Genomic DNA, 17,335 nt, shown 5'->3' with positions numbered 1-17,335 from the left:
AATCCGGTATCTTAGTCTCCCATTGAAGTTAGGCGTAGATAAAGCCAAGATTCTTCAAATCCAGTGTGACCTGTAATAAAAAACTATATCAATCAAAACTCTCTGTCCGCAATTATATTTTTTACCGACTCCATACAGATTTTTAGTTTTTTGCTGCCACAAAGCTTCTTATTTTATTCACAATATAATCAATCTTTTCATTGGTCAGACCAGGATACACACCAACAAGAAATGTATCATTCATTATTTTATCTGTATTTTTCAAATCGCCACTAATACGGTAGTTTACACCTATGAATGCAGGTTGACGCGTTAAATTCCCAGCAAATAGCATACGTGTTTGAATACGATTTTTCTCTAAGTACTCGACAATCTCGTTTTTAGAGAAATTTGTACTATCTTTGACTGTTAAAATAAAACCAAACCAACTAGGATCTGAATTTCTAGTAGCCTTTGGAAGATAAAAATGTTCTTCTAATCCTTTTAATCCTTCATATAGACGAGCAAAGTTATCTTTACGAGCCTGGGTAAAAACGGGGACTTTCTTTAATTGTTCCACGCCTATGGCCGCTTGCATTTCTGTGACTCTTAAATTATAGCCAATATGAGAATATGTGTATTTATGATCATATCCATATGGTAATGAACCTAATTCCCATCCAAAGCGTTTGTTACATGTATTGTCACAACCAGAAGGACACCAGCAGTCTCTTCCCCAATCTCTGTAAGATTCAATTATTGACTTTAATAAAGCATTGTTTGTATAAACTGCCCCTCCTTCTCCCATTGTCATATGATGAGGAGGATAGAAGCTTGAAGTACCAATATGTCCGTGTGTACCTGTTAATTTCCCATTAAATGTAGAACCAAGCGCGTCACAATTATCTTCAACTACCCACAGATTGTACTTACTGGCAATTTCCATCACTTTATCTAACTCAAAAGGATTTCCCATTGTGTGAGCAACCATTATAGCCTTTGTTTTTGGAGAAATAGCTGCTTCAATTCTATCAGCTAAAATGTTATACGTCCCCAATTCAACATCAACAAAAACAGGAATGGCGCCATTTTGAACGATTGGGGTCACCGTTGTAGGAAAACCGGCTGCTACGGTTATCACTTCATCTCCAGGCTTAATTTGACGTTCTTTTAATTTGGGTGAAGTCAGAGCAGAGAAAGCCAAGAGATTGGCGGAAGATCCAGAATTAGTGAGAAGCGCGTATCGCACACCTAAATATTCGGCATACTCCTTTTCAAATTGCTGATTATACCGCCCGGCAGTTAACCAAAAATCTAAAGAAGAGTCGACTAAACTTCTCATTTCATTTTCGTCGTATACACGACCTCCATAAGAAACTTGTGTTTTGTTCGGATCAAATTCTTTGTTTCTGTCAGAATGGAAAATGTAATAAAATTTTTCTACTTTAAGTAAAATTTCTAAGCGCATTATTTTTTCAAGTTCAAACTTTTCTATTTCACTGTGGAGAGAAAGTTGCTGATTTTTTATTTCAATTTTTGAATTTATATTTAAATAAAAAGTATTTTGTTTATCAGAAAGAACAATTTTATAGTGTAATTTTTCTGAAAATACATCGGGAGGAGTTTCTGTCAGAATATAAGCATTTATTTGATCAACATTAACCTCATATATTAATGCGTAAATTTGCGATACTTTTTCAAAGATAATCTGTCCCTCTTTAAACATTTCAACACTCCTCAATTTCATCTGTAGTAGATTTAAAGCTCCAGTATTTATGACCTACAAAACTAAAAATAGTAGTAATAAATAGAGCTAATCCTTGTGAAATTAATTTATTTATTTCAATTGTATCAACTAAAATCGATAAAACTAATAAATTCACAAAGAAAGTAACAATGTACACTGACACAAATTTGACTATGCTTTTACCATTATAACTTTTTTGTTGGAAGGTCCACTTATTATTCCAAAGATAACTGTGTATTACACCAACTATATGCGAAAAAATAAGTGCCTGAATATAACTATCATTTAAAACAAAAATATAAGCAGCGTAAGCAAAAAAACCAACAATAGTATTCAGGATTCCAACAAAAATAAATCTAACTGATTGACTCATCTTAGCTAAATCATCCGCCTTTTGTTGCACATATTTTCTCACTGCTAAGGAGCACAACAGTTTTCTCGAAGACTTTGATTATTCTTCAGCTACATTTATTTCTTTAAGATTAAAATTCATAACATTAAAAAACAAAATCCTGGAATCTTTTGGTGCTACTACTCTTTGAGCATCACTTTCAAATAAAATTAAATGTTCCCCCGGTGGTATTTTCACTATTTTCTGAAACGAAGTTCCATTTAAGTTTATACTGAGCGTTTGATTTATCAAGCCACCACTCAATTTCATTTCAGACATGGCGTCATAGCCTGTCCTTAAAGTCATTTCTATTTTTATCTCTTTTGTATTTTGAGAAGGATTATTAATGTGAACTACACCTTTATTCTCCCCCCATATCCAGTTCTGTTGATTATCTTTTTCCATGTCATAAAATCCATCCCCCCAACTTACTATGATCGGATAAAGCACCTTATTTACATGTTCCGACCATTGTTCTTGGCTAAACTGAGCCATTAGCTTTTTGTTATATTCTACCATACTAAAGAATGCCAATCTATTATTCTCACTTATTAACGGATCTTCGTTAAGAATAATTTTCAACTCGTCAATTAATTCAACTGCATCTTTCTCATATCCGTTTCTGTCGATGTATATCCCCTCAAAACCAGAGAAAGCAAGGTCCTTAACCATCTCTTCAGTATTCTTACCAGAAACCGATCTTATCCATATATCTTCTTCTCTCCCCTTCATTGCACCATAACTCCATCTTAATTCATTAGAATTGAGATATGCTTTGGCATGATCGTAATCCCCCATTCTATATATAGGCCCATTTTCAGGGAACTTCATATAGGGAAGCTGAAATATCATTGAAGATTTAGGCAAGTTTTCTTCAATCCGAGCAATAAATGCTTTATCATTTTTATACTCTGATTTCATGTAGTCAGACTGTGGATTAAAGCTATTGCTTATTTGATCAAAGAGAGCAAGCAGTAATATAAGTAAAGAGCAGAGGTAGATATATTTTGATCTCCATTTATTTATTATTATGCAAAAAGCTAAAATAGAATAGAAGGCTATAAATACACTAAAACGATTGTATCCTCTAATCTCCGCTGTTAATAGCATAGCAACTACAGTACCGAATCCCCCAATAGAAACCAGTAAAAGCGTAGAAATATTCAAGATACTTAATTTATTTAAAGTCTCATCTTTGGTCCTTATAAATATTATTGATAAAAGTACAATAAAGCCAATCGTCCCAAACATACCTAACGACGCTGTAGTATTTTCATTATTTAAAGGTGCTATAGAATTATAGTGATCCTTTACCGCAGCTAAGAAGTTAATTCGGTGATCGTTAACAGGCAGAACCAAGTTAGTTATTTTCAAACCATATATTTCAGATTCGATATAACTTCGTTGAACTGCCTCGGGGTTAGCGCCTTTATCTAAAGTATAAATTATATTTGGAGCAAGATTTATTAACCCTGAAAAAACAACAATTGAAATTAATATCAGCGGGTTAATAATATTTTTTAAATTCTTTTTATTCAGGGAAACAAGACATCCAACTAGAAGGATTGCAGCACATGTATAAAATGCATAATAGATTCCTGTTGAACCAACCAACAGTAGAATAATAATTGAACATATCCACCTTCTCCGTCCCCATTCACCATCCCATACCCAAAAGATAACCATAGTGATTAAAGGCACCATATAATATCCCGATAGAAACAAATGGGCTTCTCCTCGTAGATAATGATAAGGAATGAATGCAAAAACAATACTTCCTAATATTGAGACAGGTATATTTATTTTCATTCGGCGCATAAAAATCAAAGATGTCAGTGCAGTCATTGGATAAGTAGATAGGTAATAAAGATTAATTACTTTTGAAGCATCATCAGTAAACAGCCCGAAAAATTTTATGATTAAAAAATTCAATCCTTCTGACATGGGAAAATCATGCATATCTTGCCAAAAAGGGGCGCCTAATGAAGGATTATGAAGAAACCATCCATGTTCTAATACACTCTTTATCCATAGCAAGTTTAGCAGTCCATCACCTGCATATATTAGAGGAATAGAAAGATCAGCATTATTCAAAGTCACTGACAGCACTACTAAACACAAAGTAAAAGCACCGACGTATATATAACTCTCTTTAAATTTCATTCAGCACCCCTCAAACTTTTTTCAAAAAAAAGCACTTACACTATTTTATATATTCTATTCGAAATATTTTGCCAAGAATATTTATTAGAGATATATTTATAAGCTTCTTTTGAAAATTCAGTCATAAGTTGTTCATCTTCCAATAGTTGAATTATTTTAGCGGCAAACTCATCAAGATCAGCGATCAATAAATGCTCTCGCTTGAAATTATACCCTCTTGCCCCCACCTCAGTTGAAATAACAGGAATACCATTCGCCATATATTCAGCTATTTTTAAATTTGTTCCTGAGCCATTCACCATAGGATTAATTGCTATGTCTGCAACGGAATAAATCAGACTTTTCATCTCCTCGCTAACAATTCCGGCAAATGCCACATTTGGAGGAGGAGTTATGTCCTTAAATGCACCACATTGACTACCCATAATAATAAAATGACAATCAGGTAAAGTCGGTGCAAAGCTTAGGATTTGTTCAACAGCCTCGAGATTTGGCTTATGCCAGCTCCCAATGAAAACGACAATTTTATCATCTCCTAAACCAAGCTTCTCTTTCTGAATCTTCCGCTCTTCAGCACTGGTATATTTATTGTTAGAGAGATCAACTCCATTGGGCACAAGCAAAAATTTATTATCAAAAACATTTTCATACAATTCTTTAAATTTGAATATATCTTCATTAGAGCAGGCCAAGATATAATTACTCTTCATAAGGGCCCGCTGTTCAAGTTCAAATAATTTCTCTAATAAACCTCTTGCCACTTTACCCTTAGGAAGCATATTCTCCTTTAAAGCGTATTCGACATTGTGAGCATCATAAATTACCATTTTCGACCCGCAATAGGGTTCGATCAAGTGAAAAAAGTAAGGGTGAGAAGCAACAAGTATATCTCCATCATCTAAATATCTCTTTGAGATTTCATTATATTGGGGTGTGTATTGCGATAACCTCTCCATGGCAATATCTGTGATAGGTATTCCAACTTCTTTTTCAATCATCCACTCTTGATCTTGATGTTTCTGAGTCTTAGGCACACTTATTTCTAAGAAATCATCACTTCCAGATTGGTAATACTGCCCTTTATCGTTCAAAGAGATTATTGTGACATTATAATCGTTCTTTAAATTGTAGTATAAGTTAAATATTCTTAGCTGCCCACCATGCTGTTTTGGATACACAGGATACGTGGATAAGACGACTATTTTTTTCTTGTGGATTTTTGAGACAGACGAAGTTGAAGCAGTCAACGGTCTTTCAGCATTAAGTAGGCTATTTATTGTATTACTCCAGGTTATGTGTTTTACTGCCTCGTACCCTTGCTCCCCCAGCTTCATTGCATATGGGACATCGCCGGCGAGTCTCTCTAACTGTTCTGAGATGCTCTCTGGAATGGGGTCTGCAACCAAACCTGTCTCACCATGCTTAACAAACTCCGTCGTACCTCCAGAATCCTTGCAAGTGATTACAGCTTTTTTACATTGCATAGCTTCAATTGTTGCAAGGCCATAGTCTTCATCGTAAGGAATATATATCACAGCTAATGCATCTTTGTATAACGATGCTAATCTTTCATTGTTAATGTAGCCAATAAATTCGATATTAGTACTGTCTCCTGCAATTTCTTTTAATCTAGCTTCATCAGGACCTGTTCCAGCAATCAATAGCTTGGCATTAGGGTTTTCAACCAACTTCATTGCTTTAACTACCAACTCAACTCGCTTTGCACCATCCAGCCTTCCTACGATTAGAAAATAATTAAACGCTCCTCCACCTAAACCTTCTAAAGATGTTGGAGGATAGATAACTTCAACGTTAGCCTTAAGGGGAAAATAATCTTTTCTGTTTTTTACCGTATTTGAAATAGATGTGTATCTTTGAATTCTTGAAGTATGCAGTGCCCAACCGTCCAGAAAATGAATAATGGCTCTAATGAAAGGGCCGGGGAATAAAAATAGAGATTCAGGGTATAGATGCTTTTCTTCGTATAAACGATCCAACAGCAAAAAAAATGGTTTTAGTTCATTATTCATATTCGATGTATCATTCATGTATTCAATAATGCCATTAACAAGTTCATGTTTAGTCTTGCCTATCTTCTCAGGCATATTCATGAAATGGTAAGTATCAAATAAGCCCCTGAGATGATGAGCCATATAAATCACATGATTATGATGGTTAACCATCCACGCCGGATATTTGAAGCTGATTACCTTATCAAAATGTGAAAGGTCTAATTCATAGAAACGTTTATAACTATGAATAAGTGGCCAAAAACCATTCTCTTCTGTCGGTATTTTAAATAATTCCACTTTGTGGTCTGTTATCTTGTCTATATGATAGTAGAGTCCAAGCATAAGCTTTTCGATGCCACCCACCGCAAAGGGTTTTGGACTAGGAGAGATGATGGCAATATTCATAAAAGCCTCCTATTTATTTATGGTTTCTGAAATTGTTCTCATTGCATTGTTCCAAGAATAAGATCTGCTTGTCTCATAAGCATTCTCGCCCATCTTTTTGGCTAATTGCGGGTTATTGGCCAATTTGTGGATTGCTTTAGCGAGAGCAGTTGAATTAGGTTCGACGAGAAAACCGTTGACGCCATCTTGTATCAATTCAGCATAGCCACCACCATCGGTGCAGGCAATAACCGGCTTTTTAAAACACATTGCTTCTATCGCCGTAAGACCATAATCCTCCTCATACGCAGGGCATACTACACAAAGAGCATTGGCATACTCCCTGAATAAATCTCTTTTGGATACGCGTCCTGTAAAAATCACATTTGATTTTAGCCCACTTTTTTGAGCTTTCTCAAGCAATTCAAGATGCTCTTTTTGAAAAGATCCATTGGACATTCTTTTCCAGACAATATCATCAGATAGTTCTACGTTCTGTCCGGAAGCAAATGTCAACAACTGATCAATTCGCTTAAGATCGTCTGTACGACCACCTTCGCCAATGATTCTACCTTGATAGCCCCGTAATTTCTTCATGGCCTTTGCAAATAATTCTGGTCGTTTAGGAAACTCATGTCTCCCAACCACTATTGGAGATTGATATTTGTTGCTCCCCTCATAATTGTAGATATCATTATCAATCCCAGCGTAAAAGACATCAACATTTGAACTGAGGTCATTGTATTTCTTAATTCTATTTTTAATAGTTTTGCTTCCAGCCAAAATTGTAGACACTTTTGACAAGCTCATAGAATCAATTCCTCTGATTACTTCTTGAGCTTTTTGATGAAATGGTTGATCTAGTCCAACTTCCTGTATCAGTTCAGATAAATCATAATGCACCTTACTGTGATGGTAGAATAATGCTATATGTCTAGGATGCTGAATAGCAAAGGATGGAGGCTGAGTACTAATTACTATGTCATATTTCGATAAATCGAGCCTCATATATTTCCAAAAATGGTTTATATAATTAAAAAAATCAGGGTTTTGTTTATACTCTTGCATACTTACTGGAAATGGTATATTTTTAATATTTCTTTCTGTAGCGTCAACATATACAAGTTCTACCTGATGCCCAATTCGTTCAAGTTCAGCTTTTATATGGTTTATTACAACTTCGAAGCCACCGGTGATTTTATAATCAGGTTTGACAATTCCTATCTTCATATTACCAGTCCTTTATTTGCGCGCTATTATGGCGTAATCTTGATCACCGAACAAAAGATCGTTCACTCTATCAATAGAGTTATTGAATTCATCGATATTCAAAATATGTTCTTTAGATGATTGAATATGAGGTATTGCCATTTCTTTTTCAACTCTGCCGGAAAAGACAATTTTAGCTTCTCTAAATCCCACTGATTCAACCAAAAATTGTACAGTGAGCGGATGCACAGGTTTTACATGCGTAGGATCCATGTAAAAAGATCTATTAAAAATGGCCAGAGTTTGCGGATTCGGCGTCTCCATAATAAGGAAAGACCCCGGCATCAGCTTTTTCCAGGCAAGGTCAACGAGTTGTATAATATTTTCAAATGGTATGTGCTCAATCACTTGACCTAAAAATATGCCTCCAATAGAGTTATCCTGCTGCTGTTGCAAATAAACAAGAGCATCTTGATTCTGAACCGGCAATCCAAGATCCTGACAGTATTCCACCATTTCTTGAGTCACATCAATACCTTTAGCAGAAATATCCTTGCTCAGCAAGAGCTCTAAAAATTCTCCTCGGCCACATCCAATATCAAGAACATTTTGTTTATTCTCGAAGTAGGGCAAGTATTTCAGCTGTCTATTTCGAATATCTTCATTAGTTCCTCTAAACCTATTTTCAAATAGCAGATAATCGAAATCCGGAGCGTCAGTTAAAGCAGTTGGTTTATCCTCATTTAGATTCAGTTCCATTGGCATTGGAGTAGTATCTTTAGAATAAAGCTTTTGAATTCTCCTAATTCTATAATTTTGAAAGTTAAGCTCGGATCTGAATTGCTGCTCACTATAATGAATTCTGCCATTTAACTCATCTAACTTCGAAAAAATCAAGTTATTCAGCGCGTTATTTTGATCATTGATCAGAGCTGAGCTCTGATCAAGTCTATTCAGAACACTAATTTCCGTTTTATCAATATCTATTTTAATGTTAGATAATTTCTCTTCAAATTCTTTCTCATATTTCTTAATAATTAATTCTTTTTGAACAAGTTTCTCTTCAAGAGAGTTCACTTTGTCCATTAATTCCTTCTGAACAACTGAAATCTCTTCAAGTTTGCCTTTCGCAACCACCAATAGATTACTTGTTTCATTAAAAGAACGCGCTACTGACCCATTGAATTCTGCTTGAGATTGAAATGGGTTTGCAACATACCACCGCAAAAATTTACGTATAAGCTTTTTTCCAAAAACAATAATTTTGCCAGTCCCCTTACGGTGGGAGGTAATCGGTTGCTCTGCACTTACATTCCACAGTAAGTTATTACGCTCCACTTCTTGTTTAAATCGAGTTAAATCCATAGTTTCATTTGAAGAAACATCCCATGTGTCTGGGGCGCTTTCAAGAATTATCTCTTTACCATTTGAGTGTTGTATTATTTGATTTTTTAGATGTTCCATTAAATCTTCGGTTGTTCTGAATTTGTTACCCATAAGTTACTGTCCTCCTTTATGCATCCATTGGTGCGGCAAATAAGCTATTCCGATTTCCTCCTCATAGGATTTAACATTAAAGGTTAGCGCTCTTGTAATATAGTCATATGGAGTCCCATTTTCGTGATGACAAGCAACATCCAAATAATATTCACCAGCCACAAGATTAAGATGCTCCACATAAAATTCAACGATACCCTTATCTTCTAAAGCAATTCTTTCATGATCAATATGGGTATTGGTCCCATAACAGCAGTAGCCATCCATCCTGTAAATCCCGATCCCGAAAACAGGTTTATCAATTACATAGTTAGATGCAGAATAGTGAATAGCTATAGTTAGCGGCTTGCCCTTTTCAAAAAAGTGTTTCTCCGCTCCAGTAACATCAAGCATTCTCACCCTCACGATTTCAGCTAACTTATTTCCCCAGCGATCACCGTCCTGGAAAACTTCTTTCACCTCTGCAACCTCGTCGGATTTGACATTCAATTTTGCTTCTTCATTTAAGCGTTTTTCTTCGCTGTCATTAAGAAAATCCATATAATCTCTAATTATTCTACGCGGTTCACCATGCGCTATTAATTTCGACTCGTGTATCCAATATAATTCATCACAAAGTCTTTCCATTACCCCGTTATCATGTGATACAAAAACTATAGTTTTACCTTGGTTCTTAAAGCTTTCTATCCGGCTGATGCATTTTTTTTGGAAGGCATTATCGCCTACAGCTAATATTTCATCAATAAGGAGAATATCCGGGTCGACATGAACTGCAATAGAAAAAGCTAATCTCATATACATACCCGATGAGTATGTTCTTACCGGATTCTCAATAAATGGGCCCAACTCTGCGAAACGGATAATTTCATCGATTTTACCGTCTATTTCTTTTCGTGATAAACCAAAAATGGACGCGTTCATATATATATTCTCACGTCCAGTAAAATCCATATGAAAACCCGCCCCAAGCTCTAAAAGACTGGAGACACGCCCTTTAATTTCAACCTCACCCTTGTCCGGCTGTAAAATTCTAGTAAGTATTTTCAGCAATGTACTTTTACCTGAGCCATTTCTGCCTACAAGTCCAATCATTTTTCCTTGAGGTACATCGAACGATATGTCCCGTAATACCCACTTTTCTTGAAAGACTCCTTTGCTCCTATAAATGATACGATCCTTCAAAGTCGCAGGCTTGTCCTCAAATATTTTAAATTTTTTCGAGACATCTGACACTCTGATTGCAATGTTAGACATTAGATCCACCTCTAAATTTCTTCAATAAATCTGAACTTTAGTTTTGCAAAGATTCGTTGGGCGACAATGAGCAATACAAATGAAAATAATCCTATCATTGAAAGTGTAAACATATCAGGTGTTTGATTATAATAAAAAACATCGCGATATGAAGCCATGAGCATTGCTATAGGGTTAAAGTCAAATAGCCACCTGGCTCTCTCAGGCACCGTTGATAATGGAAATAATACTCCAGACAAATAAAACAAGGCATTAACTATTATGACCAACATATGCTCTAAATCTCTAAAGAATACAGTTAAAGAGGAAACTAAAAATGTGATAGCCAAAGTAAGTATCACTTGAATTAGTAAAATCAAAGGTAAATAAATATAATTCGTATTTGGGTAATAACCATAAATACTTAACGCAGGAATTAATATTACAAGCCCGTAGATATAATTAACCAGGCCTCCCATAACAACCGATATAGGAAGTATCTCATGCGGAAAATATATTTTCTTTATTAGGTTTCCTGAATTCACAATTATGGAGGAGCCACTTAAAATTGTAGTGGAGAAAAAGTTCCATGAAAGAAGCGTGCTGAATAAGAACAAAGGATAATTATCCACCTGCATTCTTACCACTATGGAAAAGAGTACCGAATATACTACCAACATCAGAAGTGGATTAAGAAACGTCCATAGAAATCCAAACACCGAACCTCTGTACCGGGTTCTCAAATCCTTAGAAACTGAGTTTTTCAAAAACTCCCGGTAGTTATAAACATCAATCCAGTCATTTATCATTATAATGCCTCACTCTATGTTTCATTTCTTATACTAATCAGTACATCACGGAGCGTCTCGTTCAACTTTATCGTCTGCGTCCAGCCCGTTAAGCTTTTTAGCTTAGTATTATCACCGGTAAATACAGGGATGTCCAAAGGCCTTAGTTTATTTTGATCTACTACCACTTCAATGGATGCCTCCGTTAAGGACAAGAGTGTATCCAGAATACATTGAATAGAGATAGCTTTGCCAGAACACACATTAATACTTTCTCCCCATGCCAAGTCATTTTGTTGGTTCAACAGAAGAGAATAAGCGCGAACTATATCACGTACATCCGTAAAATCTCTTTTCGCACTAAGATTACCAACAGATATAACTCCATTCTGGTTTCCCTTTTCGATTTGGACAATTTGGTTGGAAAAGTCAGAAACTACAAACCCGAGGCGCTGCCCAGGCCCGATATGATTAAAAGGTCTGGTATGAGTAACTTTAATCTGATAGGCTGAATAATAATGCCTTGCCAGCATGCTAACAGTCGCCTTGGAAATTCCATACGGTGATGTCGGCTTAAGTATGGTTTCTTCTGCAATGGGAACCCCTTTAGAATCAAAGCCCCCATACTCTTCCGAAGAGCCTACCGTTAACACTCTAACTGAGTCTCTAATCTCGCTCTGTAGGATAGCCTCCATTAAATTCATTGTGAGACGTATATTTCCATGAAAGGTGCCGACTTTATCCGTCCATGAGTCTTTAACCGAACTTTGACCAGCCAAATGATATACAAAATCTGGACGAACTTTATTTAGGAGATCCACTATAGCGGTGACATCATTGAAATCTAAGAACATTACTTTCATTTCTGGAACATTATTTATCTCACCGGCATTATTTCGAGATGTACCATAAACCTGAAGTCCTTCATCTACCAAGTAGCTTGCCAAATGCTGCCCCACGAACCCAGTTGCGCCTGTTATCAAAGCCTTCATTAGTAAGCTCCTTTAAACCAAAATTATGACTCATTTTAGTTTGGATATTCTTTCGAGATCGCTGTCAACCATCATCTTCACCAACTGCTCGAAGCCAACCTCAAGTTCCCATCCCAGCTTTTCTTTAGCTTTCGAGCAATCCCCCAGTAAAAGGTCTACTTCCGCCGGTCTAACAAACTTTTGGTCAATTACAACGTAATCTCTCCAATTCAATCCTACATGGCTAAATGCAATATCCACCAATTCTTCGATAGTATGTGTTTCCCCCGTTGATATTACATAATCGTCAGCTTTATCTTGTTGTAGCATCAGCCACATTGCCTTAACGTAATCTCCGGCAAAGCCCCAGTCCCGTTTAGCATCAAGATTCCCCATCCGCAGTTCGTTCTGGAGCCCCAGTTTAATTCGGGCAACACCATCAGTTACTTTGCGGGTAACAAATTCAATCCCGCGACGTGGAGACTCATGATTAAACAGAATACCTGAACAAGCATACATATTATAACTTTCTCTGTAATTCACAGTGATCCAGTGACCATATACTTTCGCAACGCCATACGGGCTGCGCGGATAGAATGGCGTTGTCTCTTTTTGAGGAGTTTCCATAACTTTACCGAACATCTCACTGCTTGATGCTTGGTAGAATCTAGCCTCAGGTTTGGTCAACCGGACAGCTTCCAACATATTTGTAACGCCGATACCCGTTGCTTGTCCTGTAGCAACTGGTTGAATCCATGAGGTTGCTACAAAGGATTGAGCCGCCAGATTATAGACCTCGTCAGGATCAGCAATACGAACAGCATTAATTAAAGAGCCTAGATCGAGTAGATCACCGTCAATGAACTCGATATCGTTCTGAATGTGCTCAATATTCTCCAAAATTGGCACACTCGTTCTTCTCCGCAAGCCAAAAACCTTATAGCCTTTAGAAAGTAACAACTCTGCTAAGTAAGATCCGTCTTGTCCTGTAATCCCTGTAATCAAAGCACGCTTAGTCATTTTCTGAATTCCCCTTTGTGATTGTATAAATAAAAGCAGCAAAATTAATGGATTTTTTATAGATACAGTCCAACCTACAGATACTGTTCTAACTTTTGCATTCGCAGCTCTTTAAGCAAGAGCTTGATTTCTTGAGCTTTATCTTTGGAACAAATCAATGTTACATCCTCAGTATCAACAATAATCAAATTCTCAACACCCAATGTAGCAATGAGCTTTCCATTACTTTCGATGATGCAATGTTTAGTGTCTAGATTTAAAATATTCCCCTTGATTACGTTCCCATTTTCATCAAGTTCGCTGATCCGGTCTAGAGCAGTCCAGCTTCCAACGTCATCCCAACCAAATACACAAGGAATAACATATATATTGCTAACTTTCTCCATGATTCCATAATCAATGGATTGATCAGGCATTTTCAAAAATTCGGAGCGTATAACTGCTTCACAGTCCTCCGTTCCAAATGCGGTTTTCATCGATTCTAATATGTCATGCATTTCAGGCATTAATTCTTGTATGTAGCTTCTAATTGTATTAATTTTCCAGACAAAAATGCCGCTATTCCAGTAGAAATTACCGGAATCAAGATACGATTGCGCTGTTTCAAGATTTGGTTTTTCTACGAATTTGTTCACCTTGTGAACAGACAAATCATTAAGAATACGTGACTGATTAGAGCTCTCTATGTAACCATAGCCTGTCTCCGGATAGGTTGGTTGTATACCTAAAGTCACCAAGTTACTGTTATCCTGAGCCACTTCAACTGCGGTCTGCAATATCTTAATAAATCCATCCTCATTTTCAATGATATGATCGGAAGGAATAACAACCATTGTACTATCAGGATAACGCTCTTCAATAATTATTGATGCGAGCCCAATACAAGGCGCCGTATTGCGGCCAACCGGTTCAATAATAATGTTCTCATGAGGTAAATGAGGAATCTGCGCCTTTATCAATTCGGCGTATAATTCGTTAGTGACTATAAAGATCTGACTTATATCAATTAATTTTTCCAACCGGGCTATAGATTGCTGAATCATAGATTTATTACCGGAAATATTTAAAAATTGCTTAGGAAGGTTTGTCCGGCTCTTCGGCCAGAAGCGTTCTCCTTTGCCTCCTGCCATAATCACACAAGTAATTGTCATTTTAATCCTCCGAATTTCCATAAAGATATATAATCCAATCTTTCTTTAATAAGTTCGCCCACCGCTCGTGGTGAGTAGAACCTTTTTATACGTTCTTGGCCTTTAGACGAAATTTCTTTATAAAAGTCATTATCATCATAAAGCTTATACATATACTTACTCGCGTGCTCCACATCCGGCTCAGCCCAATGTTGATATGCTTTATAGGGGCCGTGATCTTCATTTAGCTGGATCAGTGAGTATTTGACCAGACATGAGTTGCTAAAATCCATAAAATCGATATTGGAAGACCAGTTGGTAGCTATAACCGGTTTCCCCAAATACATAGCTTCAGCCAAGCCAAGCCCGAAGCCTTCGCTTCTATGTAAGGATACATAGCAGTCCACAACGGAGAGAAGTGCATTCGTATCATTTCGGGACAGGGTTTCCTCGACGAGATGTATATTTTGATAATTCCCGATGAGCTGATGGAGCTCTTCAAGCTCCTTCAATCCTGCCCTCGCGCTGTTTACTTTAATTACTAGGCCAACTGAAAGATCATCTGGCAGAAAAGTTTGCTGGAATGCTTTTATAGAAGCTTGAGGATTCTTTCTAGCCTGGTAACTTTTCAGGTCATACATTGATAAGAACAAAAATGCTTCCTTGGGCAAGTTAAAGTATTCACGGTCACGCTTGTCAGGTATATTCACCTCAATACTATGAGGAATCTTCACCACTGGAACAGGGCTTTTCTTGGCAATGGAATCAACTACAAATGTTGAGGGCGCCCAAATTTCATCTACCAAGTTAAAACTTTCTGACCACTCATCAGGAAAGTCTGGCAGTTCCCAGTGCCAGAATCCAATATTATAACGATCCTTAAATATTTCATTTCCAAATTGCGCGTATACCTCTATCATTTGCTCTGCATTGATGTGAAATATATTAACATTGTATTTTGGATCTGTAATTTCCTTATCAACCCAAGTATTATCATTCATACTTGCTGAATTTGTACCAACAAAGTTAATAATGCCAAATGGGATTTGAACAGCATCAATACTTTTTGCAGCAATTCTACAGGATTCGCCTATACCCATCTCTGCTCTGGAATACCCAATAAGGTTAATACCAGTAATATCTTTGGTTGCGATTGTTTTTGTACTCTTGTTTTCAACGGGAAATGCTGTTTTAAGAAGCCGCTTCTTTACACCCTGTCTAGTATTAAGAGGCAGTATTTTTGCCGCTAGCGGCTTCATTTTAACAGCCAAAAAATAAACCTTTTTATATAGAAACGGTCTAATACCTGCCATCGTCAACAACCAGTCTCCCATTGTATTTCATTAATTAAAGCCTCCAGCCTCCATAATGATGTTCATTACTTAATAAGGAAAAAGAATTATAAACGTATCCAAACTAGTATACGGTAAATACGCTCTACAGTCGAGAAATGTTGAAAAAATATCCATTTAAACACTCGCGTCTGTACCCCTGCCGTCTCTAGCAAAGCGTGTCTTGGCTCCGCATAAACTGACGATAAATATGCTTTTTGCCAGCGCTTATATACCGCAGTATTCATTATAGCGTTATATCTCTTGAAGCAAAAGCAACTAAATGTTGTCATTCCGGTCTTCGCGTTTACTTCATGCATCTAAATTCGTTGCCCCCGGAGTTGTGAAATGGAGACAATCGCAAACATGCAGATCAATGGTTAGCAAATAAGGCCTGCGACCTCACTGCTAAAGTGAATCCGCAGGCCATTGCTTTTGTAATTAAAACATTATAGGCGCCGGCATCTGTCTGGATCGGCTTTCGATACTCTTGCCGTCAGCTTCATACATTCGAGCTGGTAGCCATCAGAACCAGCGTTCAAAACTGTCTCGTCAGCTTACTTAGCAGCTTCTTTTGTCTCCTTCTCAATCACTTCCTGCAGATAATCCAGCAGCCCTTCCTTAAGCTCCTCATGCTGTAACGCATAATGAATGGTGGTCTGGATGAAACCCATTTTCTCCCCGACATCATGACGGTTGCCTTCAAAGTCATAGGCGATAATCCGCTCTACTTCGCTTAACCGCGCGATGGCATCGGTAAGTTGAATCTCTCCACCGACACCGACCTGCTGCTCTTCCAGCATGTCGAAAATTCGCGGAGTCAGAATATACCGGCCGAGGATGGCCAGGTTGGAAGGAGCATCCTCTCGCTTCGGCTTTTCCACCAGGCGGTTGGCCTTGTATACCCGATCTGCCAGTGGAGCACCGTCCACCAGGCCATATCTGGAGACCTCTTCCCATGGCACTTGCTGTACGCCTACGATTGAGGACTTATATTGATCGTATACTTCAATCATCTGCTTCAGGCAGGGTTTATCCGCTTCGACAATATCGTCGCCCAGCAATACTGCAAACGGCTCATCTCCGATGAACTTGCGTGCGCACCAGATAGCGTGCCCCAGGCCGCGCGGTTCTTTCTGTCGGATGTAGTGAATATCCGCCATTTCAGAGGATTTGCGTACGGACTCCAGCAGCTGCCATTTTTGTTTCTCGGCCAGGTTGAATTCCAGCTCAAATGAATTGTCAAAATGATCCTCGATGGCGCGTTTGCCTTTACCGGTAACGATAATAATATCTTCGATCCCCGATGCAACGGCTTCTTCAACAATATATTGGATGGTAGGCTTATCGACAATTGGAAGCATTTCTTTAGGCATCGCCTTAGTCGCAGGCAGAAAGCGAGTGCCTAGACCAGCTGCGGGTATAATCGCTTTACGGATTTTCATCTCATAGCTCCTTCTAATCTTCTTGTCACCATTTC

13 protein-coding genes are annotated in these 17,335 nt (G+C 37.5%); all 13 read right to left on the bottom strand.

All coding sequences use genetic code 11. The annotated features are described in order from the left end of the window. Positions 1-142: 142 nt before the first annotated feature. The 13 genes from rfbH to galU all read right to left on the bottom strand — a co-directional run bounded on the left by rfbH (position 143) and on the right by galU (position 17,300). Complete coding sequence (rfbH, locus tag F1381_RS05615) at positions 143-1,705, bottom strand: lipopolysaccharide biosynthesis protein RfbH (RefSeq protein WP_222850418.1); 1,563 nt, start codon at positions 1,703-1,705, stop codon at positions 143-145. Position 1,706: 1 nt separating this feature from the next. Beyond that, the gene (locus F1381_RS05610; protein ID WP_187355207.1) at positions 1,707-2,141 is read right to left on the bottom strand and encodes a GtrA family protein; all 435 of its coding nucleotides are present in this window, start codon (positions 2,139-2,141) and stop codon (positions 1,707-1,709) included. A 36-nt stretch (positions 2,142-2,177) separates the two neighbouring features. Then, entirely contained in the window at positions 2,178-4,280 is a 2,103-nt protein-coding gene (locus F1381_RS05605) for a hypothetical protein (RefSeq protein ID WP_151733830.1), read from the bottom strand. Between the two features lie 35 nt (positions 4,281-4,315). Then, positions 4,316-6,697: a glycosyltransferase family 4 protein gene (locus F1381_RS05600; RefSeq protein ID WP_151733829.1), complete on the bottom strand. Its 2,382-nt coding sequence runs from the start codon at positions 6,695-6,697 to the stop codon at positions 4,316-4,318. 9 nt (positions 6,698-6,706) lie between these two features. Then, positions 6,707-7,906, bottom strand: coding sequence for a glycosyltransferase family 4 protein (locus tag F1381_RS05595; RefSeq protein WP_151733828.1), 1,200 nt, complete (start codon positions 7,904-7,906; stop codon positions 6,707-6,709). Positions 7,907-7,918: 12 nt separating this feature from the next. Next, complete coding sequence (locus F1381_RS05590; protein ID WP_151733827.1) at positions 7,919-9,382, bottom strand: class I SAM-dependent methyltransferase; 1,464 nt, start codon at positions 9,380-9,382, stop codon at positions 7,919-7,921. Positions 9,383-9,385: 3 nt separating this feature from the next. Next, on the bottom strand, positions 9,386-10,636 hold the full coding sequence (locus tag F1381_RS05585) for an ABC transporter ATP-binding protein (protein ID WP_151733826.1): 1,251 nt from the start codon (positions 10,634-10,636) through the stop codon (positions 9,386-9,388). A gap of 11 nt (positions 10,637-10,647) precedes the next feature. Next, positions 10,648-11,424, bottom strand: coding sequence for an ABC transporter permease (locus F1381_RS05580; RefSeq protein WP_151733825.1), 777 nt, complete (start codon positions 11,422-11,424; stop codon positions 10,648-10,650). Between the two features lie 14 nt (positions 11,425-11,438). Then, a complete protein-coding gene (locus tag F1381_RS05575; RefSeq protein ID WP_151733824.1) occupies positions 11,439-12,395 on the bottom strand; it encodes a GDP-mannose 4,6-dehydratase in 957 nt (318 codons plus the stop codon). 30 nt (positions 12,396-12,425) lie between these two features. Next, the gene (gmd, locus tag F1381_RS05570; RefSeq protein ID WP_151733823.1) at positions 12,426-13,394 is read right to left on the bottom strand and encodes a GDP-mannose 4,6-dehydratase; all 969 of its coding nucleotides are present in this window, start codon (positions 13,392-13,394) and stop codon (positions 12,426-12,428) included. Positions 13,395-13,468: 74 nt separating this feature from the next. Beyond that, a complete protein-coding gene (locus F1381_RS05565) occupies positions 13,469-14,545 on the bottom strand; it encodes a mannose-1-phosphate guanylyltransferase (RefSeq protein ID WP_151733822.1) in 1,077 nt (358 codons plus the stop codon). After that, positions 14,542-15,837 carry a glycosyltransferase gene (locus tag F1381_RS05560; RefSeq protein ID WP_151733872.1) on the bottom strand — a complete coding sequence of 432 codons (1,296 nt, stop codon included), beginning with the start codon at positions 15,835-15,837 and terminating at the stop codon, positions 14,542-14,544. Before F1381_RS05560 ends, F1381_RS05565 begins: the two co-directional genes overlap by 4 nt. A gap of 575 nt (positions 15,838-16,412) precedes the next feature. Further along, positions 16,413-17,300 (bottom strand): UTP--glucose-1-phosphate uridylyltransferase GalU, encoded by an 888-nt coding sequence (gene galU, locus F1381_RS05555; protein WP_151733821.1) that lies wholly within the window; start codon positions 17,298-17,300, stop codon positions 16,413-16,415. Between the last annotated feature and the right edge of the window lie 35 nt (positions 17,301-17,335).

The sequence above is a fragment of the Paenibacillus tengchongensis genome (assembly GCF_008973665.1).
Classification (GTDB): Bacteria; Bacillota; Bacilli; order Paenibacillales; family Paenibacillaceae; genus Paenibacillus_AQ; species Paenibacillus_AQ tengchongensis.
The sequence above is the reverse complement of the archived record's forward strand: the minus strand, read 5'-3'. Positions and strand labels throughout refer to the sequence as shown.